This window comes from Bhargavaea ginsengi (assembly GCF_900109165.1).
GTDB lineage: Bacteria > Bacillota > Bacilli > Bacillales_A > Planococcaceae > Bhargavaea > Bhargavaea ginsengi.
Map to the genome: position 1 here is coordinate 760,418 of NZ_FNZF01000001.1, position 25,113 is coordinate 785,530.

At 50.7% G+C, this 25,113-nt stretch carries 20 protein-coding genes and 1 riboswitch; of the genes, 4 read left to right on the forward strand and 16 right to left on the reverse strand.

Going from position 1 to position 25,113, the window contains the following annotated elements:
• Positions 1–163 precede the first annotated feature (163 nt).
• Complete coding sequence (locus BMX91_RS03595) at positions 164–1,720, reverse strand: long-chain-fatty-acid--CoA ligase (protein ID WP_092050024.1); 1,557 nt, start codon at positions 1,718–1,720, stop codon at positions 164–166.
• Positions 1,721–1,867: 147 nt separating this feature from the next.
• On the opposite strand from BMX91_RS03595, the gene BMX91_RS03600 reads away from it, so the two are divergent.
• Together BMX91_RS03600 and BMX91_RS03605 are read left to right on the forward strand one after the other, a co-directional pair.
• Complete coding sequence (locus tag BMX91_RS03600) at positions 1,868–2,761, forward strand: LysR family transcriptional regulator (protein WP_092050026.1); 894 nt, start codon at positions 1,868–1,870, stop codon at positions 2,759–2,761.
• Positions 2,762–2,809: 48 nt separating this feature from the next.
• A riboswitch (SAM riboswitch) is annotated at positions 2,810–2,916 on the reverse strand.
• Between the two features lie 259 nt (positions 2,917–3,175).
• A complete protein-coding gene (locus BMX91_RS03605; RefSeq protein ID WP_092050028.1) occupies positions 3,176–3,691 on the forward strand; it encodes a DUF6241 domain-containing protein in 516 nt (171 codons plus the stop codon).
• Positions 3,692–3,737: 46 nt separating this feature from the next.
• Here BMX91_RS03605 and BMX91_RS03610 read toward each other — a convergent pair whose 3' ends face one another.
• The 3 genes from BMX91_RS03610 to BMX91_RS03620 all read right to left on the reverse strand — a co-directional run bounded on the left by BMX91_RS03610 (position 3,738) and on the right by BMX91_RS03620 (position 7,231).
• Positions 3,738–4,508, reverse strand: coding sequence for a hypothetical protein (locus BMX91_RS03610; protein WP_092050030.1), 771 nt, complete (start codon positions 4,506–4,508; stop codon positions 3,738–3,740).
• A gap of 274 nt (positions 4,509–4,782) precedes the next feature.
• Positions 4,783–5,715, reverse strand: coding sequence for a carbon-nitrogen hydrolase family protein (locus BMX91_RS03615; protein WP_092050032.1), 933 nt, complete (start codon positions 5,713–5,715; stop codon positions 4,783–4,785).
• Positions 5,693–7,231: a sodium:solute symporter family protein gene (locus BMX91_RS03620; RefSeq protein WP_092050034.1), complete on the reverse strand. Its 1,539-nt coding sequence runs from the start codon at positions 7,229–7,231 to the stop codon at positions 5,693–5,695. The genes BMX91_RS03615 and BMX91_RS03620 overlap by 23 nt, the downstream gene beginning before the upstream one ends.
• Positions 7,232–7,601: 370 nt before the next feature.
• On the opposite strand from BMX91_RS03620, the gene BMX91_RS03630 reads away from it, so the two are divergent.
• Positions 7,602–8,546 carry a LysR family transcriptional regulator gene (locus BMX91_RS03630; RefSeq protein WP_177168253.1) on the forward strand — a complete coding sequence of 315 codons (945 nt, stop codon included), beginning with the start codon at positions 7,602–7,604 and terminating at the stop codon, positions 8,544–8,546.
• 100 nt (positions 8,547–8,646) lie between these two features.
• Here BMX91_RS03630 and BMX91_RS03635 read toward each other — a convergent pair whose 3' ends face one another.
• From BMX91_RS03635 to BMX91_RS03645, 3 genes are all read right to left on the reverse strand, one after another.
• The gene (locus BMX91_RS03635; protein WP_092050039.1) at positions 8,647–9,822 is read right to left on the reverse strand and encodes a M20 metallopeptidase family protein; all 1,176 of its coding nucleotides are present in this window, start codon (positions 9,820–9,822) and stop codon (positions 8,647–8,649) included.
• A gap of 33 nt (positions 9,823–9,855) precedes the next feature.
• Complete coding sequence (locus BMX91_RS03640; RefSeq protein ID WP_092050040.1) at positions 9,856–11,376, reverse strand: AbgT family transporter; 1,521 nt, start codon at positions 11,374–11,376, stop codon at positions 9,856–9,858.
• 229 nt (positions 11,377–11,605) lie between these two features.
• Positions 11,606–12,517 (reverse strand): fumarylacetoacetate hydrolase family protein, encoded by a 912-nt coding sequence (locus BMX91_RS03645; protein WP_092050042.1) that lies wholly within the window; start codon positions 12,515–12,517, stop codon positions 11,606–11,608.
• Between the two features lie 283 nt (positions 12,518–12,800).
• On the opposite strand from BMX91_RS03645, the gene BMX91_RS03650 reads away from it, so the two are divergent.
• Positions 12,801–14,021 carry a M20 family metallopeptidase gene (locus BMX91_RS03650; protein WP_092050044.1) on the forward strand — a complete coding sequence of 407 codons (1,221 nt, stop codon included), beginning with the start codon at positions 12,801–12,803 and terminating at the stop codon, positions 14,019–14,021.
• A gap of 196 nt (positions 14,022–14,217) precedes the next feature.
• Here the strand turns inward: BMX91_RS03650 and BMX91_RS03655 are convergent, their stop codons facing one another.
• The 9 genes from BMX91_RS03655 to BMX91_RS03695 form a co-directional block, all read right to left on the reverse strand.
• Positions 14,218–15,468, reverse strand: a complete 1,251-nt coding sequence (locus BMX91_RS03655) for a M20/M25/M40 family metallo-hydrolase (protein WP_245744229.1) — start codon at positions 15,466–15,468, stop codon at positions 14,218–14,220.
• 78 nt (positions 15,469–15,546) lie between these two features.
• Positions 15,547–16,854: a hypothetical protein gene (locus tag BMX91_RS03660; RefSeq protein ID WP_092050046.1), complete on the reverse strand. Its 1,308-nt coding sequence runs from the start codon at positions 16,852–16,854 to the stop codon at positions 15,547–15,549.
• 20 nt (positions 16,855–16,874) lie between these two features.
• Positions 16,875–17,894 (reverse strand): ABC transporter ATP-binding protein, encoded by a 1,020-nt coding sequence (locus tag BMX91_RS03665; RefSeq protein WP_092050048.1) that lies wholly within the window; start codon positions 17,892–17,894, stop codon positions 16,875–16,877.
• Entirely contained in the window at positions 17,891–18,874 is a 984-nt protein-coding gene (locus BMX91_RS03670; protein ID WP_092050050.1) for an ABC transporter ATP-binding protein, read from the reverse strand. The genes BMX91_RS03665 and BMX91_RS03670 overlap by 4 nt, the downstream gene beginning before the upstream one ends.
• A 17-nt stretch (positions 18,875–18,891) precedes the next feature.
• Entirely contained in the window at positions 18,892–19,794 is a 903-nt protein-coding gene (locus BMX91_RS03675; RefSeq protein WP_092050052.1) for an ABC transporter permease, read from the reverse strand.
• A 13-nt stretch (positions 19,795–19,807) separates the two neighbouring features.
• A complete protein-coding gene (locus BMX91_RS03680) occupies positions 19,808–20,722 on the reverse strand; it encodes an ABC transporter permease (protein WP_092050053.1) in 915 nt (304 codons plus the stop codon).
• Between the two features lie 46 nt (positions 20,723–20,768).
• Positions 20,769–22,325, reverse strand: coding sequence for an ABC transporter substrate-binding protein (locus BMX91_RS03685; RefSeq protein WP_092050055.1), 1,557 nt, complete (start codon positions 22,323–22,325; stop codon positions 20,769–20,771).
• Complete coding sequence (locus tag BMX91_RS03690; protein WP_092050057.1) at positions 22,322–23,566, reverse strand: M20 metallopeptidase family protein; 1,245 nt, start codon at positions 23,564–23,566, stop codon at positions 22,322–22,324. The genes BMX91_RS03685 and BMX91_RS03690 overlap by 4 nt, the downstream gene beginning before the upstream one ends.
• Complete coding sequence (locus BMX91_RS03695) at positions 23,563–24,942, reverse strand: M20/M25/M40 family metallo-hydrolase (protein WP_245744230.1); 1,380 nt, start codon at positions 24,940–24,942, stop codon at positions 23,563–23,565. The genes BMX91_RS03690 and BMX91_RS03695 overlap by 4 nt, the downstream gene beginning before the upstream one ends.
• Positions 24,943–25,113 lie beyond the last annotated feature (171 nt).

A 25,113-nucleotide genomic window follows, 5' to 3' on the forward strand; every position in this document is an offset into this window, starting at 1 on the left:
AGTGAGTGGCACGGAAACGATTCGTCTGAAGTGTTGATTGGAGTGAAAGGCACGAGACTCCTGCGGGAACAGCGTTAGCCGAAGACCCCGCAGAGCGGAGCTCGAGGAGGCTAAGGCAACGCCCGCGGAAAGCGAGTGCCTGAAACGGAAATCAACACACGCCTCAGATCTGACGTTCCTTCACTTTCCAGAAAGGTTCACGCAAGGCTTTTTTATCGACTTTGCCGTAGTTGGTGAGCGGGAATTCGTCGACGATGTGGAAGGCTTTTGGCACTTTGTATTTGGACATGTTGTCTTTGGCGAATCGGACGAGTTCTTCGTCGGTGATGCGGTCCTTCAAAATGACGAACGCATGGACCGCTTCGCCCCAGTCTTCGTCCGGCACGCCGATGACGGCGACCTGGCGGATGGCCGGGTGCAGCTGGAGGGCGTTTTCGACTTCCGACGAGTAAACGTTCATGCCGCCACTGATGATCATGTCTTTTTTGCGGTCGAGCAGGTAGACGTAGCCGTCTTCGTCCTTTGAGCCGACGTCGCCTGTATGGAGCCAGCCGTCTTCCGTCAACGCTTCGCGAGTCTTGTCCGGCTTGTTCAGGTAGCCGGTCATGTTCGTAACCGCCTTGACCAGGATCTCGCCCGGCTCACCTGCCGGCACTTCGTTCCCCTCGTCATCAACGATTTTCACCGCGCTGAAGTAGGCAGGTTTGCCGCAGCTCCGGAGCAGTTTGCCGCCCTTCAGGTGATCATCTTTTCGCAGCCATGTCGCGGCGCTCTGCGTTTCGCTCAGCCCGTAGATCTGGGTGAAGACGGGACCGAACCGCTCCAGTCCCTGCTTGAGCCGCTCCGCGGTAATCGGAGCGGTGCCGTACTGGATCGTGCGGATCGAGCTGACGTCGATGTCCTTGCCCTCCAGGTAATCCAGCAGACGGTAGATGATCGTCGGAACGAGGCTCAGGAACGTGATCCGGTTTTCTTCGATATGGCGGACGACCGTCTCCAGGTCGAACTTTTCTTCGATAAAGACCTCCGCCCCCATGATCAGCCCGGAATACGTATACAGCCAGGCGGCATGCGGGAGCGGTGTTGTCACCAGGATTTTCTCGTCGTGATGCACGTCCGCGTCAATGATGATCGATGACAGTGTAAGCAGTGTTCGTTCGCGCGTGTAGATGACGCCCTTCGGTTCCCCCGTCGTCCCGCCCGTGTACTGGATGGTCGTCATGTCGTTCGGAACGTTGCCTACTTCCGGGAACTCAGCCGATTCGCTGTCCTTGAATGCGTGCCAATCCACGTATTCTTCAGGCTGATCCGCCGGCCCATTCAGGACGACAATCTGCCGTACCGTCGTGAGCTTGTCCTTCACATTTTCAATGATCGGCAAGTACTGGTGGTCCACGACCATGATTTCCGCACTTGAGTCATTCAGGATGTACTCGATGTCCGCTTCCCGAAGCATCGTGTTAAGTGCGACCTTCGTTCCACCCGAGAAATAGATCGCTAGTTCGGTGACTACGTATTCAATGCTGTTCGGAATCAGCATTCCGATCCGCGTATTGCGGCGGACACCAGCTCGGATAAACGCATTCGCCAGGCGGCTGGATTCCGCGAGCAGATCCTCGTAATTGATCGACTCACCCGCAGCATGAAGCGCGGTTCTTTTTCCGTGAGTGGTAAATCGGTTTTTCAGGAATGTATTAAAGTCATTTGCAGGAGCAAACATTGGCCTTCCTCCCTATATAAATATTCCGACATTTAATCTTTTGAAATATACTACCATTCTGACCCCTATCGGGATAATATGTATTGAAGATGTAATGATACGTACAGACTATCAATCAACCATTAACTGCCACCGGAGGAGTCCGCCATGGAATTAAGACATCTGAGGTACTTTATCGCCGTCGCCGAACACCTGCATTTCGGGCGCGCCGCCAAGGAACTGAACATAAGCCAGCCGCCCCTCTCCCAACAGATTGCCCAACTCGAAGAGGAAATCGGTGCGCAGCTTTTCTACCGGACGAACCGCTCTGTCCGGCTCACCCCTGCTGGCGAACATCTCTTCCGGGAAGCAAAGGCCATCATGGGCAATCTCGAGCGCGCGACCACACAGACCCGGAAGATCCATACCGGTGAAGCCGGCAAACTTGCCGTCGGGTATACGGGGATGCTGAGCAGCGGCATCATCCGGATCCTCCGGTCGTTCAAGGACAAGCACTCCGACGTGGAACTCATCCTCCACCGGATGTCGAGCGCCATGCAGAACGAGGCTCTGGCCGAACGCCGGATCGATATTGGATTCCTCTGCCCGCCGATCGACGGGGAGACGCTCGGATTCTTCCACCTGTACGACTATCCGTTCGTCGTCGCCCTGCCGTCCTCTCATCCGCTCGCCGCCGACACCTCACCGATTCGCCTGTCCGAACTAAAAGGCGAACCTTTCATCATGCCGCCGAGGGGCGAGGAAGCCGGCTACTTCGACCAGATCATTGCCTTATGCAACCGGGCCGGCATCAGCCCTGACATCCGTCAGGAAGCGGAAGGCGTCACAACAATTCTCTCCCTCGTCGCCGCCGGCATCGGCATCTCCATCGTGTCAACCGCCGCAGCTGAGACTCAGCGGGAGGAGATCTTTTACCGGGAAATCAAAGGTGCGGATGACGCCATCGGCCTATACCTGGCGTGGAACCGGCAGGATGCCTCTCCCTTGGCGGAACGATTCGTCCAGGCGGCGAAAGTATTTATCCCAAACCAGGACAAATAAAAAACGCACTCCATAAAGAAGAGTGCGTTACGATTTATCGGCGGACTCTTCTCATCTTCAGGGATCACTCCCACAGGAATTAGCACCGATACAAGCTTTCGCCTGCCGGTTGCCGGGCATCGTCGGGCCAGTCCCTCCGCCGCTCTGGATAAGAAGTTGGTATAAAATTTTAATTTATTTGTTAGTCGGACTATTTAGTAGTTTATCACCCTAAAGTGTATTGGTCAAAGAGGATTTCTTCCCATACAGGCAGCATGCCTTTCGACATTCACTTTTCCCTTAAATAAAGAATTCTTCCATAAAGAACTATTCCTATCCCTGAAATGCTATAATCTCAAACGAAACCTTTATTCCGAGATAGTAACTCTACTTCCATTGGAGTGATGCTGACTGAAGAAAAAAATCATCATCCCGGTGATTGCACTCCTCGCTATCGCCGGTTTCGTCATCTATAAAACCCAGTTCTTCTACCCCGAACCGGAGGAAGTGCTGACACAAGATGAATTCACGGAAACCTATGAGGAAACCGGTGCACTGGATCAAGTCGACGGACTTGACCGGGTCGGCCTTAACGGTAATTCAGCCGAAGCCCAAATCCTTGAGGTCATGCACCAGATGACCCACCAGAAAATCGCTGCCAACCAGAAATGGGGAGCTGTTCCCATGACCACCAGGAACATCGAGCAACTGGAATCTATAGTCTCCAATTCCGACAAAATCCGAACTCCTGAGGTGCAAAAAGAGCTGCTGGCTATTATCGCAAAATGGGAACGTGGAGATTTCAATGAAGCAGATAACGACCACAACTACATCTGGGACTTGCAGGACGGGACACTCGGCAAAGCCAGGGGGCTCCTGAGCAAAGAGGAAGAACTGAAGTTTATTGAACAGTGGTTCTTGGATGAAGAAACGAAAGCAATGGGAGACTAAATAGAAAACCGTAAGAAAGCAGAATTGCTTCCTTACGGCTTTCTATTTAAGTTATTCTATAAGGAAATATTCCTTTGCATTCTGGACACTTAATACTCGAATAGTTTTGTAAGTGATTCTTATCTACTACTATATCAGTATTACAATTAGGACAATTCCCGTTGACTTCATTAGGATTACCAAAGATTAAGGTGCCACCATCTCCAAATCCAATTGAGTTACTCGTGACATGAATATTTCCTTGTTGAGTAATACCATTCATACTAACAGCACCTGTGGCGTCTTTAAAATCTGTACCTCGAAGAAAATTAGATGAATGGTTGGTAGCACGTAAATGAGTGCTTCTTGATGTTATTTCGACATTTTCAAAATGGTTATGACTGTTATTATTAGCGGAAATTGCTGTATAATCCGCATTTATGATTTGATTAATTACAGCTTGAGTGCTCCAATTATTTGTTTCAACTATAAACTCAGAAGGTAGCTCTTTCTTTGCCTCTTCAATTATTAAATCAATTTTCTCCTCTAATACCGAAACGGCAGAAACGGTGCGGGCCATTTGTTGAACCTTTTCTACTTCATCCTCAATTAAAGTTATACGTGTATTCGTGCTATAAATACTCTCTTGTAGATCCGTTATAAGTAAGTTTAAATTATGATTTCCTAACAGCTTATTGACTAACAAAGCGGCCTGTTGGAAACCAGGAACAGGAAGAAGGGTAGCCAAAAAAGTATAGTAATCCAAATCGTTGGCGACTTGTTGATTGCTAGACAATGTTTGTAAAAACGATTTTATTTGTGTGATTTTATCTTTCATCAATTTAACTCCCCCTGTGACTAATTCCTTTACCCCTCATTATCCTCTAAAACTTTCCAGTAATCCATAAATTTTTATTCTTTTCTTACCTTTTAAATGAATATACTTGACTTCGTACCTGCCCAGTCAGCGTTTGGATAATGTCTCTTATGCAGGAGCTTTTGAGTAGCCTACTATGTATTTAGGGGCGCCTTAAATGGACTTAATACAAAGCTCCCATGAAATAATATTAAAAACCCCCAGGAACCCTTCCTCCTGGGAGTCACAGTCTTCCTCACTTCAACGCTTCCTCATTCACCTCAAACTTAAATACATCTGGCCTAGAGTAATGTCCGACAACATCGAAGTCAAACTGAGCTTCGGTGATTTTGGACAGGTCGATGTCTGCATACAGAATATCCTCTTTTCCAATCACCGGCTCAACGATGAATTCTCCCAATGGATCCACGATGCAGCTTCCGCCACGTGTCATTTCGTGGTCGAATTCGCCAAGTTCTCTTTCTACGATGTCTTCCGGATACATGTCTTTTGTCGAGTACTGGTTACTCGATAACACAAAGCATCTGCCTTCACAGGCGATGTGCCGCATAGTGGAGAACCAGGTATCTCTTCCGTCAGCAGTCGGGGCCAGATAGATCTGTACGCCCTTTTGATACATTGCCATCCGCGCAAGCGGCATATAGTTTTCCCAGCAGATGAGGGAGCCGATCCGGCCATATGGCGTATCAAAGACAGGCATCGTGCTGCCGTCTCCCTCGCCCCATACGAGCCGCTCCGTTCCGGTTGGTTTCAGCTTTCGGTGCTTGCCGATCACCTCTCCGCTCGGATCGATAAAGACAACGGTGCAGTATAGCGTTCCCCCGCTGTATTCCGGATCTTTCTCAATCACGCCCATCACGACATATGCACCAGCTTCTTTTGCTGCTTTTCCAATCTGGTCGGTTTCCGGACCTGGGATAGTGATCGAGCTTTCCGAATATCGTTGGAAATCACTTCTGCCATATGCATCCCGGCTTCCGACTTTTGTTCCAAACGACATGCCTCTAGGATAAGCCGAAAGGAAGGCCTCGGGGAACAAGATGATCTTCGCATCGTTTTCCCCTGCTTCTTTAATCAACTCTACCGCCTTGTTGACTGAGTTCTCTTTATCGAACACGATGGATCCTGCCTGCACGACCGCGACTTTAAATGGTTGTTTCGTTTCCAACTGGACCGACTCCTTTTTTCTCTATTGAGTAGTCTTCTTCTATTGATTCAGGGAAATAGACTTTCTTTAAATCGTCATGGAACTCGCTTTTCACTGTATCATCCTGATCCTGTGTAGCGAGGCTGACGATGACAAAGGTCAGCAGGCCGAGGAACAGCCCTGATGTTGCCGGACCGAGCGGAAGCGGAGAACCGAACAGATAGATAAGTGTCAATGTGGCCTCACCAACGATAATGGATGCAATTGCCCCCATTTTGGTTCCACGTTGCCAGTAGAGAGGCCCCAAAGCAGCCGGTACCAATTGCAGGACAATACCGTAGCCCAACGCTGCCACAGGTACCAGGAAACCTTGAGCTGCTGGAATGAACGATATCACGATAATAAGTAATGTCATGAACAAAACAGTCGCCTTAGCAATAAATGTTGTTTTAGCCAAAGAGACATCTTTTTTCATAAAGCGGACGACCAAATCATTGACCAATAAGCTCGCTGAAGAAAGCAATGCACTGTTAACCGTGGAAATTCCCGCTGCGATAACCGCTGCCACGACGACCGAGCCAAAGAGTGGGGCGTAAGAAGAGAAGAACAGCGGGATGATCCGGTCGCTCGTTTCTGTTGTCAGTCCCGGAACCAACCCTGGTGTATGGGCAAGCATGCCGATAAATAGCGCACTGAGTGCCATCAGCCAGGAATTCCAAAATGGTGTGATAATCGACGTCTTGGCCAGAATCATCGGCGACTTGGCAGAATAGAACTTCTGCCACATATGCGGCATGATCCAGAATCCGAATCCAAGCCCCAACGCTGTTTCCGCAATGCCCCAGAAGTTCCCTTTATTCACTAAGATATCAGGGGCAGTTGCCTGTAGACTATTAAATGCCTCAAAGCCCCCAGAGCGGCTAACAAAAATGACAGTGATTAATACAAGTACAGTTCCGAAGAAGAAGCCCATGAATGTATCTGACCAGGCAGCCCCCCTTCCCCCACTAAGCGTGACGATGATTCCAACAAAGGCACCCATAATCATGACGCCAACCCAGTAAGGAATCTCATTATCCGTCAAACTGTTAAGCGCAAATGCACCGCCAGTAATTTGGATCAGCATGTAAGGGACAAGACCAACAATTCCTACAATCGCAAACAGCAACCGCAGTCCAGGACTCTTGAAATACTTTTCCATCATGTCGCCTGGAGTAATGAAATTGTGTTTCCTGCCGAGATACCAAATTCTCGAGCCAAACAGCCAGATGAACAACGCATGGACAACTGCCCAGGCAGCAAATGCCGCGAACCAGACCCCGTCCCGATAATGTGAACCGATTGCCCCTAATAATGTCCATGTACTGAAGTAGCTCGCCCCTGTAGTCATCGTCATCACAATTGTTCCAAGACCACGATTCGCCAGGAAGAAGTCACTCGGGGTCGCGGCATTCTCTTTCGAAGCGAAATTACTGATCAACAAGAGAATTGCCAAAAAGATCACTAAGACAATGATTGTAATGGCAGCCTGACTCATTTCACTCCCTCCCCTTCTTCGAGATTTTCAAATTCCTTGGAAGCCCTTTCAGAAAAGGGCTTGAAGAACTTAAAGTACACAATGAAGATGATTACCGTATTGATTGCATTCAATAGTAGAACCCAAGCAAGTGACTGGGGCAAGAATCCGACAAAATCCAAATTGTTAAAGATGCCGAAGTTCGGTAAAAACGTTAGAGCATAGCAAACAAAGAAGAGGCCGATCAATAATGCATGAAGTTTTCGCAATCATTTTCCCTCCCTCTAACTATTCTGTATATTTCAATAGTAAGCAGGGGGATATATAATGTGAAATACATCATTGTCATTCTATGTATTCCATTTCGGAATACTTAAAAGGGGATGGAACCATGGATATAAAGAATTTCAGTACCAGAGATCTCAATATATTTCGGGAAGTGGCAGAACAAAGGAGTTTTACAAAAGCAGGTGAACGGCTCTTTATCGCACAACCATCCATTAGCAAAACCATCCAACGTTTGGAACTGGAATTGGGGCTAGTCTTATTTAATCGGAACAAAAAACAATTATCTTTAACGGATGCCGGGGAAATCGTCTACCAATACAGCAAATCCCAACTAACGGTGATCCAGCAAATGCAACTAAAACTAAACGAGTTATCCGAAATTATGGTCGGCACCATCTCCATCGGACTTCCGCAGATTATCGGGACCTTCCTCTTCCCCTCTGTATGGAGGGTGTTCTCAGAACGCTATCCGGGCGTGACCATACAAATCGAAGAAAAAGGAGGATTAGTGACAGAGCGATTGGTAGAAAAAGAGAACCTTGATGTAGCCTTTGTTGTGTTGCCAGTCCAAAACCCCAATCTGAACATCATGAGAATCTACGAAGATCAATTTGTGGTCTGTGTCCCATCAACTCACCCTTTATCCAATAGAGAAGTCATTTCTCTAATTGAACTGGAGAATGAAAAATTTATTCTCTTTGAAAAGTCGTTCGCCCTGCATCGCCATGTCGTTAACGCCTGTAAAGAAACAGGATTCGTTCCCCAAGTCGCCATGGAAAGCACACAGTGGGATCTGGTTCTTGAATTGGTATCGGCCGGCATGGGGATTTCTGTAGTGCCACGGGTATTAGCCAATAAGCTGAACAATATCGATATTTCTACAATCCCGTTGCATGAACCTGACCTTAAATGGCAGATTGGCATGATCACCAATGAAAAGGCGTACCAATCTTTTGCGTTGAAAGCCTTTGTTCAAGTGGTGGAAGAAGTCTATGCCCCATCATTTCGTAAGCACTCACTACAGCCGGGTAACCACTCGCTACTGTAATGTTACATACTTGGATTCGTATGAAATGGGTGCGCGGGACTTAAAGGGCCGGATGGAATCTGAATCGATTCCCATCCGGCCGCTTTATATACCAATCATTTCATGCTTTTCCCTTACTCATCTCATACCCCACATAAACCATCGCCTTTATCCCATCAATCAGTGCGTCATCATCAAATGCGAACTTGGGGTGGTGATGCGGATATTCGGTGTCAGTTTCCGCATTTCCAGCACCAATGTAAATATACGTCCCTGGAATTTTCCTCGAGAAGGCCGAAAAGTCTTCTCCTCCGAGTTCCAACGGATATTCAAAGACGCGATTACCGAATATTTGAGTGGCAATTTCACGTACCCGGTTTGTCGATTTCTCATCATTGATCAGGCTGTCGTATCCCAAATCGAACGAAAACTCATATTGTGCCCCGTAAAATTCGCAGGTGCTTTTAACCGCCTGCTCCATTTTCTCTTTCACCAAATATCTGGTTTTATCAGATATGGTACGCACACTTCCTTCGAGAACCGCCTTATCCGGGATGATATTTTTTGCCGTTCCGGAATGGAAGTTGGTGGTGGAGATGACGACTGAATCTAGGGGAGAAGTGATGCGGGAGACGATCGTCTGAAAATGGTCGATGATCTTCGCCCCCACCACAATAGGATCCACAGAAAATTCCGGTTCCGCAGCATGCCCGCCCCGGCCCTGGATTGTCAGGTCAAAAGTATCTGAGTTTGCCATGATCGGGCCATTCTTAATGCCGATCTTCCCTAGTTCGATAGGGGTAAACAAATGCTGTCCAAATACAAAGTCCAGATCATCGAAGAGGCCGGTCCGCACCATCTCGATCGCGCCACCAGGAGGCACTTCTTCGGCGTGCTGGAAAATCAGATAGATTTCCCCGTGTAATTTATCCGCGTTTCGAGCGAATACCTTTGCCGCACCGAGCAAAATGGATGCATGGCCATCATGGCCACAAGCGTGCATGACGCCTTCGTTCTTTGAGAGGTAATCGATTCCTTCCCGCTCCTCCTGAATCGGGAGTGCATCGATATCTGCGCGCAACCCCACTTTTCTGCCCGGCTTCTCGCCTTTGATGATTCCAAGTACACTTGTCTCAGTCGGACGCAGGACTTCGATGTTGCCCATCTTCTTCAGTTCTTCTGCGATATAGGAACTGGTCCAATGCTCCTGAAAAGACAATTCCGGGTTTTGATGCAGCGTCCTTCTCCAGTCCATCACATCATCCATGACTTCAGCGATCTGATGATCAAATTGCATTCTATCTCTCCTCTATCCTTTATTGATCTGTCCTTATTGTTCCAAATAAATCGGTCCTCCTGGTCCCACCGGAATGCCAAGCAGATACCATACAATCAGGAAGATGATCCATACAATCAGAATGGCAATCGAATACGGCAACAGATTGGCGATCAATGTCCCCAGCTTGACGTCTTTGTCATACTTCTTGGCAAAGGTCAACAACAACGGAAGGAACGGCAACATTGGTGATATCGGGTTCGAGAATGAATCCCCGACCCTGTAAACCATTTGCGTGAATGCAGGATCGTACCCCAAGAACATAAACATCGGGACAAACACCGGTGCGAGAATTGCCCATTTCGCAGAAGCACTGCCGATCAAAAGGTTGATTAATCCTACAATAAGGATGAAGCTGATAAACAGCGGAATACCGGAGAGGTTGATCGACTCCAGAAGTTGAGCACCATACACCGCGATAATCGGCCCAAGATTGCTCCATTCAAAATAGGCAAGCATTTGTGCCGCGAAGAACACCAGGACGATATAGCCGCCCATCGTTCCCATTGAATCCGCTAAGATATCACCAAAATCCTTTGTCGACTTCAGCGTTTTCGCTTTCAGTCCGAAAACAAGCCCCGGAATAAAGAACAAAATGGTGATGAGAAAGACCGCTGAGTTCATAAACGGTGAATCGTTAATGATTGAGCCCGTCTCCGGGTTTCTCAAAATCCCATTTTCCGGAATGACAAGAAGTAAGAGAGCAATTGCTGCGACAACGACAGAGATATTGGCCCAGCGAAGTGCCGATACTTCCCGGTCCGATATCTTCTCGTGAGTGAAACTAACTCCCTCATATGTACCCAGTCTCGGACTGACCACTTTTTTAGTCACAAAATACAAGACCAACACCAACAAGAAACTAGAAGCAGCGATAAAGTAATAGTTCATTGCAATGTTACCTGTGTAATCGCTGTCAACCAACTGCGCGCTTTTTTCCGTGAACCCAAGTGCCAGAGCATCGGTCATTCCCAGAATGATATTCGCAGAAAACGCGCCATTCGTTGCTGCATAAGCGACCAATAATCCGACAAACGGATGGTAACCAATTCGCATCAGAACCATTGCAGCAATCGGCGGCAAGATGACAGGACCCGCATCTCCGGCCACGTTACTGATAATGCCAACGAAAATCACAGTCGGCAGAATGAATTTCTCTGGAGTGATTTCAATCGTGCGCTTCATGAGCGCCTCGAAGTAGCCCGTCTTTTCAGCAATCCCTATGCCGATCATGACGACCAATACCATGCCGAGTGCAGGAAATTCAATAAAGTTATTGATGCTTTCCGACAAGATGAGCACAAGCCCCTCACTCGACAAAAGATTGACCGCTTCAATCGTTTCACCCGTCGCAGGATTCTTTGCCTTTACATTAAAGATTCCGGCGACTGCCGAAGCTAAAAGAATAGCCACAGACATAATGATGAACAACACACTAGGATCAGGAAGTTTATTACCGGCTACCTCGAGCTTCGTTAGAAATCGATCACTCCACCCCTTTTTTTGACTGCTCATTCATGTTTTCTCCCCCTTCATTTGAACATATTAATCATTTCAAAATATCAGTCAATATTCAAGTTTGTTTTGGGATTTCACCCAACAAATCCCGTTTTTGTGAGGGACCCTTCCTTTTATCTAGCGATTCAACACGGTTCGAATTAAATGTGTAAGTGCTGTCTGCCATGAACTAGAAAAGCAGCCTCGTGGGCTGCTTTTTATATCTATTAGATCCATCAACAAGACATTAGACTCCCGCCTCCGCCGCCAGCTCTTCCTTTGCTTTAACCTTGAGGTCCCTCACATGGTTCACCAACGGCTCAAACCCCTCAATCCGGCACTCCACCACATCGCCATCATTGATCACGACCGCTCCCGGTGTTCCTGTTGAGATGATATCCCCAGGCAATAGCGTCATGACCTTCGAGTGGAACGACACGAGGTTCAGAGGATTAAATGTCATATGGTCGACGGTGTTCTTCCGGTGGAGTTCACCATTGATCACCGTGGAGACTTCCAGTTTCATGAGGTCTTCCACTTCATCGGGGGTGACAAACTGCGGGCCGAAGCTGAAGAATGTGTCAAAGCTCTTTGAGCGGGTCAGGTACCGCGGGTTGCGCTGGAGGATGTCCTCGGCTGTCATGTCGATGATTGTTGTATAGCCGGCGATATAGTCCATCGCGTCCGCTTCTTCCACATCCTTGCAGACCTTGCCGATGATGACCCCCAGCTCGGCTTCAGCGGTTGTCCGCTCGGACTGGCGGGGAATGTTGATGCTCTCACCCGGTCCGATGATCGACGTCGTCGGTTTCATGAAGCTTGCCGGCTCCGTGTTCGGTGCGACTTCACCCAGATCCGAAGCGTGGTCCACATAATTGAGTCCAATCCCCCAGATTTTCGACGGATTGCGATACAGTGGCTGGTAGTCGAGAGACGCCGTATCCTCCCCTACAATCGCCCCGCTCAAGATTTTCTCTTTCCCTTCCCGGTTGTACCAGTCGGTCATTTCACCGAGCTGACCGGAATCGATAATCCCAAATAACGAAGTGGCCCACTTCTTCCCCTCAGCCTTGTTCACCTCTTCAACCAACACTGCCTTCTCCCCTGCAATGATGACCGCTGCTTCGTTCCCCTCAAGTTTCACTGTTGCCAGTCGCATGTTCATTCCCCCTTGTGATTCTCCTTAAATAGTTCGCTTCAGAGGGGGATACTCCCTTCTCTCGGTTCATCCAATTTACTCGCCCTATCGCCACTTGGCAGGAACTCACATCCCTCTTGGTAGGAACTCAGGTACCCCCTGGTAGGAATTCGGGTACCTGTAGGTGGGAACTGACGGAATTACGACGTTTGCGGAATCGACTCCATACCTCCACTTATGCACTCGGGACAGTCGCAGCTTGTATACTATTAGAGAAGGCAAAATCAGAAAAGGCGGGAGACAAATGACGACTTCGAACACATCGAACGAAAATCAGACGCTCAAGCAGCAATTGCTATCCATGCTGGAAGACCGGAAAGAAGAAACGATCCAGATCCGGAGGCATCTCCACGAAAACCCTGAACTGTCCTTTAAGGAAGAAAAAACCGCAAAATACATCGAGGACTTTTACAAAGGCAAGGACGTCGAGATCCAGACCAATGTCGGGAACGGCTATGGGATTATCGTGACGATCAAGGGCGGGAAAGAAGGCAAGACAATCGGGTTGCGTGCCGATTTTGATGCGTTGCCGATTCAGGAAGAGACCGACGTTCCGTTCAAGTCCAAAAATCCGGGTGTCATGCACGCATGCGGCCATGACGGCCATACGGCTTACATGCTCGTATTGGCCGACTGTCTGATCCAGCTGAAGGACTCGATCAGCGGGACGATCAAGATCATCCATCAGCACGCGGAAGAAACACCGCCGGGCGGCGCAAAAAGCATCGTCGAATCCGGTGTTCTGGATGATTTGGATGCCGTGTTCGGGACCCATCTGATGCCTGCACTCCCGACAGGGACCATCGGCTACAGGAGCGGCTTTTCCATGGCCGGCAGAACGTACTTTAAGCTTGTGATCAAAGGCAAAGGCGGCCACGGCTCCTCCCCCCACCAATCCAACGACTCGATCGTTGCGGGCGCCTATTTCATCACGGCCATCCAAACGGTGGTCAGCCGCCGGTTGAATCCGTTTGAAATGGGCGTCGTGACCATCGGCTCGTTTGATGGGAAAGGCTCATTCAACGTCATCAAGGACAGCGTCGAACTCGAGGGCGACGTCCGCTATATGAATGAAGACACACAGAAAGTCATCTCGGAGGAAATCCACCGGATCACACGAGGAATCGAGGAAGAGTTCGGTGTCGAATGCGAACTCAACTACGTCCCGGATTATCCGCCGCTCTACAATGACCCTTCCGTCACCGCCAAAGTCGTTTCCATTTTGGAACAAGCGGATGACCCGGTCATTGAGGCCGTCAAAGAAATTCCGATCAACTCGGGTTCTGAGGATTTCGCCTACTATACCCAAAAGACCCCAGGTACGTTTTATATCATCGGATGCAAACCCAAAGGGGTGGACAAGCCCTTCCTGAACCATCATCCGAAGTTCGACATTGATGAAGACGCCTTGTTGATCTCCGCCAAATCCGTTGCACATGTGATTTGTGAGTATAGCTTTGATTAATGGACAAAAGCAGCCCGGACCGGCTGCTTTTTTCTATTTAAATGACCCCCTGACACGTCCGTAACCACTCGCTCTTCCAGGGTAATCACTCACCGCTCATTCGTTTGAATCAAAAAATGGACCGCCCTTACAGGACAGTCCATTTCCGCAATCACTTATCTAATTTCAATGTCTCATTAATCTCTTCCGTCACCCCTTAAACTTCCGACTTTTTCTTCCTGACTTCCAGCACCGGCTCCACCGTTCCCTCGATTCCAGCCAGCGCCAGCACCGTAAGGAAAATCTTCTGGACCCCGACAAATGCGCCTTCTGGATCGAAGTACTCATTCAGTGTATGGCAGCCACCAAAATCCCCGCCTCCACCGAGCGTGACTGCCGGAATCCCGAGGTGGATCGGTACATTGGAATCCGTGCTGGATGCTTGATCGAGAATCGGTTCGAACCCGAGGGCTTCCGACGCGGCCGCTGCGGCCTGGACAATCGGAGCATCCGCAGACTGACTTCCCGCGGGACGGTTTCCGACACGCTCCAGCTCAACGGTCACTTGTCCCGGATGTTCCCGGAACTCGTTTTCTGCAGTTGCGGCGGAGCGGATCAAGTCCAGAACATGGGCTTCCAGCTTCTCCAGCTCTTCTTGGGAATTGGAGCGTATGTCGACCAGCATTTCTGCCGTTTCCGCAATCGTGTTGACAGAGGTCCCGCCGCCGATCACGCCGACATTCAGGGTCGTTTTCGGGTCCTCTTCTGTCCGGATCTGCGAGATTGCGGCGATGGCGCGGCCCATTGCATGAATCGGACTCGCCGTTCCGTAATTCCCGAAACTATGTCCGCCCGGTCCGCGATAAGTCACCCGATAGCGCTTGCTCCCCGTCCCCAGGTACGTCACCCGTTCCGGACTGCCCGGTTCAATTGATATAAACCCGTCAATCCCGCTACTCGTTTCAAACAGATGCTTCACGCCGCGAAGGTCTCCGAGGCCTTCTTCACCGACGGTTGCTCCGACGATGAGGTCCCCTTCTGTCCGAATTTCACTATGGTTAAGTGCCCTGACGACCGACAGAACAGCAGCAAGTCCCCGACCATCATCCGAAATACCGGGTGCATAGACTTTTCCGTCTTTCCACTTCGCTTTGACGTCTGTGCCGGCAGGAAATACCGTATCCAGATGGGCACATAGGACAAGCGAGGGGCCATCCCCGCTTCCTTTCCGAATTCCGAACACATTGCCCACTTCATCCGTTCTGATGTCTTCGATCCCAAGTTCGCTGAGCTTCTTTTTATAAAGCTCCCCCTTTACCTTCTCTTCGAAAGTCGGTGCTTCCACTTCGGTCAATTCAATCTGTTCGGCGGTAGTGAACTCATTGTCCTCTTCGATATACGCGAGACCTGCCTCTACCCGATTGTCCGAACGCAATGTCCTCATCAATTCTGTATGATCAATCCCCATGATCAAATCCCTCCCCTTCATAAGAAAAGGCGGTGCCGGATATGGCACCGCCGAACAACCTGAAATCCACTGACCGGCTCACTCAACGAGCCGATACACTTTGCGGGGCCGGCCGGGCCTTCCCAAGCTTTCTTCCCTGGTCACTTCGATTAACTTTAGTTGTTCCAGTTCATTTAAGATTCTCCGGGAGTTGCGTTCCGTGTTTTTCAAGATAATGGTCAATGTTTCACTTGTGATTTCTTCAAGGTCCTTCAGCTTCATGTAGTGATACAGCTTTGCCGGGATGGCCGGCTTATACTGATGCTCCATTAGTGTCGTCTTCCAATGTTCCGGCAGATGCTCTTCCGAGAAGTTTGGAAGATAGCCGGAATCAAAGTCAGAGATCGTCTTTTCTTCATCGACAACGACTACACGCCGCGCCGGATTGTCCGTGACATATTCAAATCCGAGCTGAACGTGCTGCTCGGCATCATACACCGTAAACCCGATGCCGATCACGAAGCGGTATTCCAGGGACAGTCTCCTCAGGATTTCATCGACCCTTGCAACAAACGAAACGCCCGAGGAATCGAGCAGTTCATAGTCTCCCTGCGTTGCGTAGATCAGGAAGCTGCTTTCTCCCTTGTCGACCAGCGAGCCGTTGACCTGTTTGGCGATTCCAAGCAGCTCCAGCTTCAGTTCAAGCAGTTTTTCTTGTTCCCCGAAGCTGTGAATTCGCTTTTCTTTATCTTCCTTGCCCCAAATGACTTCAATACCGGCAATCGCCATCTTCAGTTTGCCGTATACCTCATTCTGGGCTCGGCCGACAAGCAACCTGAAAACTGTTCGGATCGCCAGTTTCGGCGGAATGATCCGGTAGGACGGGATTCCGCGCTTCTGCAGTTCCAGGTGCACCCCCAGGTGGCAGGTCAGTGCCACTTCGGACAGGCCACTTTCATAGCACGTCGTATGGAACTCGATCAGTTTCCCGTTCTGGCTAAAGCCAAACTCGGGACAAAGCTCGAATTGGACATCTTCGAGATTGTACTCACTGAACATCTCACGGACTGTTTGTTCGTCCATTTTATCCAGGCTGATCTTTTTGACCATCCGGCCGAAATCCTTCGTGACGTTCAGATAGGTTCCCAAAAGCGCCATCCCATGAACAGGCGGATACATGCCTTCATTGGATGAGATCAGGTCTTTGTCCAGGCAATAATGGAACGGGGACGGCCCTGAGAAGATCCATTGGGAAACACGATGACGGTTTTCCTGCAGGATGGCGTCCAGTTCCTCCAGTTCCTCATATTCAAAGACTACCAGTTCAATCCTCGGATCTTCCTGGGCGACCGCCTGTATCTGTTTTAATGAATCTGATGCGCCAATGGCTCCAATGCGAATTTTCATGTTCAACTTCCTTTGACAATTCAGTGTGTTGCAGGAACAATACTCGTGTCTTCATCCAGCAGCGGATGATGGCAGGCGATGAAATGATCCGGCAGCACTTCACGATATTCCGGCTCTTCTTCCCGGCACTTTGCCGTCGCGTACGGACATCTCGGATGGAACCTGCAGCCGGAAGGCGGATTGCTCGGGCTCGGGATTTCCCCTTCTATAAGTTCATGCTCTTTCCGGAACTTGGGATCAGGAATCGGCACGGCATCCAGCAGGGCATGACTGTACGGATGAAGCGGATTATTGAACAATTCATCCCGGCCTGCCAGTTCGACCATCTTCCCGAGATACATGACACCGATGCGGTCACTGATATGCCGGACAGCCGGAAGTCCATGTGCAATAAAGACATAGGTTAAATCCAGCTCTTTCTGCAAGCGGTTCAGGAGATTCAGGATTTGTGCCTGAATCGAGACATCCAGTGCCGAGACCGCCTCATCACAAACAATCACTTTGGGATTTAAGGCAAGTGCCCGGGCAATTCCGATCCGTTGCCGCTGACCTCCGCTGAACTCATGAGGAAAACGGTCGTACTGGTGCTCCCTGAGCCCGACCAGCTGCATCAGCTCTATGACGCGCTCCCGCAATGCTTTTCCTCTCATGATACCATGCACGACCAGCGGTTCACCGATAAGTTCTCCTACTGTCATTCTTGGATTCAGGGACGAGTAAGGATCCTGAAAGATGACCTGCAGATCCTTCCGGGCTTTTCTGAGCGCTTCCTTGTTCATGCTGGCAAGGTCGGTTGAACGGAAATAGATTTCCCCTTCAGTTGCTTCCATTAGTCCGAGCAGCAGTTGACCGGTCGTCGACTTACCGCAGCCGGATTCCCCGACGATGCCAAGCGTCTCACCCTCGTAAACTTTAAAGTTCAGACCATCCACCGCACGGACGGTCGTCTTGGTCTTTTTTAAGAATCCATTCGACATCTCAAAATGCTTTTTGAGATTGCGCACTTCAACGATCACTTCACGTTCTGCAGAGATGGTCATACCACCAGCTCCTTCTTCGCCAACTTGATACATCGCGCCGCATGATCCCCTTTGACATTCAACAGATTTGGATGGGTTTGGACACATTCTTCATCGCCAAACGGACATCTCGGGTGAAACTTGCATCCTTGCGGCATTTCCGCCGGATTAGGAACAGTTCCTTCTATTGAATACAGCTCATTGACCACGTCATGGATCTTCGGCATGGAATCCAGCAGTCCTTTCGTGTACGGATGCTGGGGAGATTCGAACAATTCATGGACCGTCGCCACTTCCACGACTTCCCCGGCATACATCACGATCACCCGGTCCGCCAACTCGGCCACCACGCCGAGGTCATGGGTGATGATCATGATGCTTGTGTTGGAGGACTCCTTCAGGTTCCTCAGCAAAGTCAGGATCTGCGCCTGAATGGTCACGTCGAGAGCAGTTGTCGGTTCATCTGCAATGAGCAGCTCCGGATTGCATGATAGGGCCATCGCAATCATGACACGCTGCCTCATGCCGCCCGACAGCTGATGCGGGAACCTGCCCATAACCTTTTCGGCATCGGATATGCCGACGTTGCGCAGCATCTCTACGCCCCGTGCCTGAGCTTCTTTTTTACTGAGTCCCTCATGCAGCATCAACGGTTCCCGGAGCTGAAAGCCGATCGTGAACACCGGGTTCAGCGCGGTCATCGGTTCCTGAAAAATCATGGAGATGTCATTCCCGCGGATTTTTCGGTAATCCTTCTTGGATAACGTCCTCAAATCCTTATCCTTATACGTTACGTCTCCATCGACGACTTCTCCGTTCGGCGGCAGAATGCCCATCAGCGCAAGCGATGTGACACTCTTTCCGCTCCCGGATTCACCGACAATCGCCAGTGTCTCTCCCTTTTTCACGGAAAAGGAGACACCGTTGACTGTTGTGATATAGCCGTCATCTGTCTTGAATCTTACTTTGAGTCCATCCACCTTCAGGAGCTCTTCCCCCATATTGAGTCCTCCCTTCATTAGTCCTTGATTTTCGGATCGAGCACATCACGCAGCCAGTCTCCAAAGAAGATGACTCCGAGTACCGTAATGGTGATCGCAAGGCCAGGGAAAGTCGCTACCCACCAACTTGTGGCGATATACTCCCTGCCGTCGCTCAGCATCAGTCCCCAGGAAACATCAGGCGATTGGATGCCGAGCCCGAGAAAGCTCAGGCTCGCTTCCATGATGATGGTCGACGCCACATTCAGTGTGGCAATGACGATAAACGAAGAAATGACGTTCGGCAGAATATATTTCACGATGATCCTGAAGTCCAGCGCACCAATCGCCTTTGCCGATCGCACATAATCCCGTTCCTTTACACTGAGCGTCTCACTTCTCACCATCCGGGCGTAGACGACCCAGGACGTTCCGCCGAGAACCAGGATCAGGGTCATCAGGCTCGGCCCCATGACAGCAAGGATGATCAGCATAAACAGGATACTTGGGATGGCGAGGAACGAGTCGACCAAGCGCATGATGATGAAATCCCACGCTTTTCCGTAGTACCCGGCAAGCAGTCCCATGACGATTCCGATAGCTCCCGCCAGCAGGACCGCGCTGATCCCGACGAGCAGGGAAACCCGCGAACCGTAGATGATCCGGCTCAGGACATCACGCCCGAGGTTGTCGGTGCCGAGCGGATAGCTCATGTTCCCACCATCCAGCCAGAAAGGAGGAACCAGGCGGTTCATGATGTCCGTTTTCGCGGGATCATGCGCCGCCAGCAATGGAGCGAATATCGCAATTAGCGTGACCAGAACGACAATGACCAGGCCCAGCATCCCCGTGCGGCTTCTTAACAGTCTCCGGAATAAGGCGCCAATAGCTGACTTGGGCTTATTGGATGAACGGGGGACAGATTCGGTGATTTGCGCCATCGTCCCTCCTCCTTTACTCGTATTTGATCCGCGGATCCAGCAAGCGGTAGATCAGATCCGCACTCAGGTTACTTAAGATGACAAAGATGGCGATGATGAACGTCGCCGCCTGCACAACCGCCATGTCACGCAGGTTCACAGCCTGGACGAGCAGTTGCCCGAGGCCCGGCCATGCAAAGACCGTTTCAGTGATCAGGGTGCCGCCCACGAGCGTGGCCGTCTGAAGGGCCATGATCGTCACGACCGGGATAAGCGCGTTTCTGAACGCATGCTGATTGACGACAACCGTTTCACGGAGACCTTTGCTCCTCGCGGTCCTGATAAAGTCCTGTCCCAAAATCTCCAGCATGCTCGACCGGATCAGGCGGGTCATCTCGGCAGCAATACCCGTGCCAAGCGTGATTGCCGGCAGCACCAGATGCGCCAGTGTCCCTCTCCCCGATACCGGGAGAAGCTGGAAAGTCACCGAGAAGAACAGGATGAGCATGATCCCCAGCCAGAAGTTCGGCATCGCCTTTCCGACGACCGCCCCACCAGTGATAAACAGGTCCAGCACGCTGTTCCGCTTGATCGCGGACAAAATCCCGAGCGGGACGGAGATGATAACGGCCACGATCATCGAGGCAATGGCGAGCTCCAGTGTCGCGGGCAACCTCTCCAGCACCAGATCCAGTGCATCCATGTTGTACCGGAATGAATCCCCAAAGTCCCCTTTCACCAGATCTCCAAGGAAAGCCAGGTACTGAACAGGCAGAGGGTCATTGAGTCCGAGAGATTCCCTGAGTGTGTCGCGTTCCTCGGCAGTCGCATTTTCAGGGAGCATCAGTGAAACTGGATCCCCGGTGAGCCGCATGAGCACAAAGACGATCATAGTGATCAATAAGAGGACCGGGATCGTTTTTAGAAGGCTCTTCAGTAAGTACTTCATCTCTTTCCTCCTCTGAACCAAAAAAGAGGGGAAGCCCCTCTCTTTGTTATTTCAAATTAACCGAGTCGGCATAGAACATTTCGTCCAGACGAGGCTCATAATCGATCCGGTCATTAATGCCCGTGATCGCTTCCAGCTGGTAAAGGTAGATATGCGGACGGTCTTCAGCAACGAGTTCCTGTGCTTCCTGATACTGTGCGGAACGTTCTTCAGCATTCATGTTGGTTTCCGCTGTCTCGAGAAGCTGTTCCGTTTCAGGGTTGTTGTAGTCCGTCTCGCCGGCAGCCTGCTCGAATGTGAGCCGCTCCAGTGCGAGCGATGCGTCAAACATCGAGTTGCCGTAGCCGATAAGGAACATGTCTCCGAATGTACGGTTCTGATACTTTTCGTTAAATGCGCTCCACTCCAGTAGCTCCAGATCGATCGTGATGCCGACTTCTCCGAGCATCGCACTCATGAGCTCAACCGATTCTTTGTCCTTCAGGTAACGGCCGTTCGGAGAGCTGAGTGTCAGCTCCAATCCATCCGCGTAACCCGCTTCCGCCAACAGTTCCTTCGCACGTTCCGGATCATAGAGGGAAGTACCGTACAGGGACTCGTTTGCCCCTGTATTGCCCGGCGTTACACGCGTACGGGTCACCGTACCGGCTCCGCCCATCAGGGATTCAACGATAGCTTCTTTGTCGATTGTGAGATCGATCGCTTCACGTACTTTCGGATCGCTGGTCGGATTGCCTTCCGCCGTTCTCAGCACGAGCATCATGACCCGCTGTGTCGGCGTCTGCTCGACGTGAACACCTTCAGTTCCTTCAATCCGCTCCACATCGGTCGGCGGGACGTTTACCGCGACATCCACTCCGCCGGTCATGAGCTCGGATACACGGGTGGAGTCCTCAGGAATAGCCCTGAATACGAGCTCGTCCCATTTCGGCGCTTCGCCGAAGTACTCTTCGTTCGCCACCAAAGTCAGACGGTCGTCTTTTTTCCACTCCTGGAATTTGTACGGGCCTGTACCGACCGGCTCTTCCAGGAACACGTCCCAGCCTTCAGATTCGATATAGTTTTTCGGCAGCATACCCGACCCGAGACGGGACAGACGGTTCAGCAATGCCGGCTCCGGACCGTTCGTTACAATCTCCACTTCGTAATCGCCGAGAACATTGACCTCTTTGATCTGATTGTAGTTGCCGTATTCAAGGAGGGAATCGTCTTTCGCAACACGCTCCAGCGTGAATTTCACGTCTTCTGCGGTGAAGTCATCACCGTTATGGAACTTGACACCTTCACGCAGCTTAAATGTCCAAGTGGTTTCGTCCTTGTTCTCCCAGCTTTCAGCCAGGTCAGGGAGGAACCCTTCTTCTCCGCCGTTCTTGACCAGATAGTTGAACATATTGACATGCACGGCTTCAGTCGATGTGTTGTTGTGGTCATGGATATCAAATGTCGCCATGTCACTGCCGTTTGCAACGACGAGTGTCTTGCTGTCACTTTGTTCTACCGGTTCCGAGCTTTCCTGGCCTTCTGTATCCCCGTTGTCCGAACAGCCCGCCATCAGTAATGCGAGACTAAGAAACGCCGCTGCTGTTTTCCACCTGAACTTCATCTGAAATCCCCCTTTTCGTTTTCCAAGAACTGTTTGGTCAGTGCGATTAAAACCGACATGCCGTACAAGAATGCTTCTTCATCCACATTAAATCGGGAATTGTGATTCGGAAACGCTGTGCGCTCATTTTCCCCGCGGGTCCCGAGACGGAAAAACACAGACGGGACCTCATTGGAGAAATAAGAGAAATCCTCCCCGCCCATCGAAGGCAACGTCTCCTTCAAGGCATCCGGACCATAGAGCGTGCCGATTGTTTCTTCCAGCATCCGGCGCGGAACGTCGCCCACTTTTATGGAAGGCGGGCCGTATTGATAGTCAAGCGTGCAATCCCCGCCAAACCCTCTTGCCACCCCTTCCGAGATGGAGCGGATCTTCTCTTCCATCTGAGCCCTTGTTTCCGGCTTCAGGGTCCGGACAGTTCCTGCCACCGTCACGGTATCAGGGATAATCGTCGCTTTCGTGCCGGCCTTGAGCTGCCCGAAGCTGAGGACCACCGAATCCAGCGGATCTGTCTGCCGGCTGACAATCTGCTGCAGCGCAACCAGTGCCTGGGCAGCAATCATGATCGGATCGACCGTCTGGTGCGGATGGGCCGCGTGCCCGCCCTTTCCTTTAAACTGGAGTTCGAAAATATCCACCGCAGCACACGTGAATTCCGCTGACGCCAGGGAAAATTCCCCGGTCCTGATCGTCGGATGCACGTGAAGGCCGGCCATCACATCCACTTGCGGATCTTCAAGCGCCTGATCTTTGATCATCGCCTGAGCACCCTTACCGATTTCCTCGGCAGGCTGGAAAATCACTTTCAGGCTGCCTTTTTCAAGCCCCGCTTTTGAAAAGGCTTGTGCCACCCCCAGCAATATGGCTGTGTGGGCATCGTGCCCGCATGTATGGGCCACTCCGGGACGGTTGCTTTTATAAGGTTCTTCAATCTCATCATTCATGGGCAAGGCATCCATATCCGCCCGGAGTCCGACGACAGGGCCTGGCGCCTTTCCTTTCAGCAAACCGACGACGCCGGTACCCCCCACACCTGTCCGAACTTCATATCCCCACTCGCTTAATTTGGCTGCCACAAGCTTGGCTGTTTCAGTTTCTTCAAATGCGAGTTCCGGATGCTGCCGGATGTGCCTGCGGAGCTCGACGGTTTCAGGAAATACACCACGCACCGCCTGATAGAGATCGGGATGGCTTACTTGTAACGATTCGAATTGATGAACTGCTGCTTCTGCCGCCTTCATCGGACCATGCTCTTTTCTTCACTGAGACGGACACTAAACTCTTCAATCAGCATGGCCGCCATCTTGATTCCGTCGATATAGTCATCAATGCCGATGTTTTCGTTTGGCGCGTGGTTGTTGGATGTCGCATTGCCCACTCCAAATGAAGCGGATGGAATCCCCAGCGCCTGGCATAGGACATGCATCGGTCCGGTTCCCGGTGTATTCGGGACGATATTCGGCGCTTTCCCGCTGACCTTTTCAGTCACCGACGTCATCGCCTGGACCAATGTCTCCTCGGGCTTCGACCTTGCAGCCACCTCCGAGCTCCATTCATGGATCGTGATGTCTTCGAACCCATGTTGGTCGAGGTGTTCCCGCAGGGCGTTCAGGATCTTTTTAGGATCCTGTCCCGGTACCAGCCGGAAATCGATTTTCGCCTTGGCTTTTGCCGGAAGGACTGTCTTGGACCCTTCACCCGTGTACCCGCCATCAATGCCGCAGATGTTGCAGGTCGGCTCGAAAATATGCTTATGCTTCAGCTCCTTGCCTTTCAGATCCAGAAGGAAGCGGTCCAGACCGAGCGTTTCCAAAGTCGCTTTTTCGTCCAAGCGATAGGATTCCAGCAGTTCCACTTCAGACTCCGTGATTTCCTGAATGTCGTCATAGAACCCCGGAATGAGCACCCGCTCCCGCTCGTCCTTCAGCGTATTCAGCGCCCAGACAAGCCGCCAAACAGGGTTTTCAATGATCGAGGCGTTTGCGGAATGCAGATCCGTAGTGGCGCCTGTCGCCTCCAGCTCCACATAGAGCATGCCTTTCACACCCAGTGAAAGCTGTACCGTTCCGTCAGGGTCCCGGTAGCCAAACTCCCACACACATCCGTCTGATGAGAGCTTCTCAGAGTACTTGTCCACCAGGTCAGGCAAATGGACGCTTCCGATCTCTTCTTCTCCCTCAAAGATGAACTTCACATTCATCGGAAGCTGCTTGTTGACCTGCTGGAGCGCGTGCACCGCGGCCATCCGCGCAATTAGATTGCCTTTGTTGTCTGCCACGCCGCGCGCATACAGCTTGCCATTACGGACATTCGGCTCAAATGCAGGCGTTTCCCACAGGTCAACCGGATCTTCCGGCTGCACGTCATAGTGGTTATAGAAGCTGACCGTCCCGTCGGAAGCGCCCGGCATCTCGGAGAAGACAACCGGGTAGCCTCCTGTCTCCAGCCGTTCTGAGGATGTCTTTAACTCCTTGCTGAACAGCTCTTCCACGTACCGGACCGCCTCATCCATTCCCCGCCCCTGTGCCGCAACACTCGGGATCTTGCAAAAGTCGACCAGCCAACGGATATACATCTCTTTGTTTTCTTCGATCACTTTCAGGACATCTGAACTCAAACAACACACCCCTTTAGTTACGGAATATTTCCTTAATGTTGTTACAACTTTAATCGATGCATATTAGGAATGTCAATAAAGTTTTTAGATTTTTATAAATAGAATGTGTTTTCTATTAACAATAGCTTCTATAAATTTTGTGCAAAATAAAAAGCAGCCGCGCGGGCTGCT

Bases quoted from the DNA above. Each gene is read 5' to 3' on its own strand.
- BMX91_RS03680 (WP_092050053.1), bottom strand. From the start codon at position 20,722: ATGAAGTACTTACTGAAGAGCCTTCTAAAAACGATCCCGGTCCTCTTA.
- BMX91_RS03665 (WP_092050048.1), bottom strand. From the start codon at position 17,894: ATGACCATCTCTGCAGAACGTGAAGTGATCGTTGAAGTGCGCAATCTC.
- BMX91_RS03610 (WP_092050030.1), bottom strand. From the start codon at position 4,508: ATGAAAGATAAAATCACACAAATAAAATCGTTTTTACAAACATTGTCT.
- BMX91_RS03645 (WP_092050042.1), bottom strand. From the start codon at position 12,517: ATGCGACTGGCAACAGTGAAACTTGAGGGGAACGAAGCAGCGGTCATC.
- BMX91_RS03640 (WP_092050040.1), bottom strand. From the start codon at position 11,376: ATGAGCAGTCAAAAAAAGGGGTGGAGTGATCGATTTCTAACGAAGCTC.
- BMX91_RS03635 (WP_092050039.1), bottom strand. From the start codon at position 9,822: ATGCAATTTGATCATCAGATCGCTGAAGTCATGGATGATGTGATGGAC.
- BMX91_RS03655 (WP_245744229.1), bottom strand. From the start codon at position 15,468: ATGGGGATTGATCATACAGAATTGATGAGGACATTGCGTTCGGACAAT.
- BMX91_RS03620 (WP_092050034.1), bottom strand. From the start codon at position 7,231: ATGAGTCAGGCTGCCATTACAATCATTGTCTTAGTGATCTTTTTGGCA.
- BMX91_RS03630 (WP_177168253.1), top strand. From the start codon at position 7,602: ATGGATATAAAGAATTTCAGTACCAGAGATCTCAATATATTTCGGGAA.
- BMX91_RS03595 (WP_092050024.1), bottom strand. From the start codon at position 1,720: ATGTTTGCTCCTGCAAATGACTTTAATACATTCCTGAAAAACCGATTT.
- BMX91_RS03685 (WP_092050055.1), bottom strand. From the start codon at position 22,325: ATGAAGTTCAGGTGGAAAACAGCAGCGGCGTTTCTTAGTCTCGCATTA.
- BMX91_RS03650 (WP_092050044.1), top strand. From the start codon at position 12,801: ATGACGACTTCGAACACATCGAACGAAAATCAGACGCTCAAGCAGCAA.
- BMX91_RS03670 (WP_092050050.1), bottom strand. From the start codon at position 18,874: ATGGGGGAAGAGCTCCTGAAGGTGGATGGACTCAAAGTAAGATTCAAG.
- BMX91_RS03600 (WP_092050026.1), top strand. From the start codon at position 1,868: ATGGAATTAAGACATCTGAGGTACTTTATCGCCGTCGCCGAACACCTG.
- BMX91_RS03675 (WP_092050052.1), bottom strand. From the start codon at position 19,794: ATGGCGCAAATCACCGAATCTGTCCCCCGTTCATCCAATAAGCCCAAG.
- BMX91_RS03660 (WP_092050046.1), bottom strand. From the start codon at position 16,854: ATGAAAATTCGCATTGGAGCCATTGGCGCATCAGATTCATTAAAACAG.
- BMX91_RS03690 (WP_092050057.1), bottom strand. From the start codon at position 23,566: ATGAAGGCGGCAGAAGCAGCAGTTCATCAATTCGAATCGTTACAAGTA.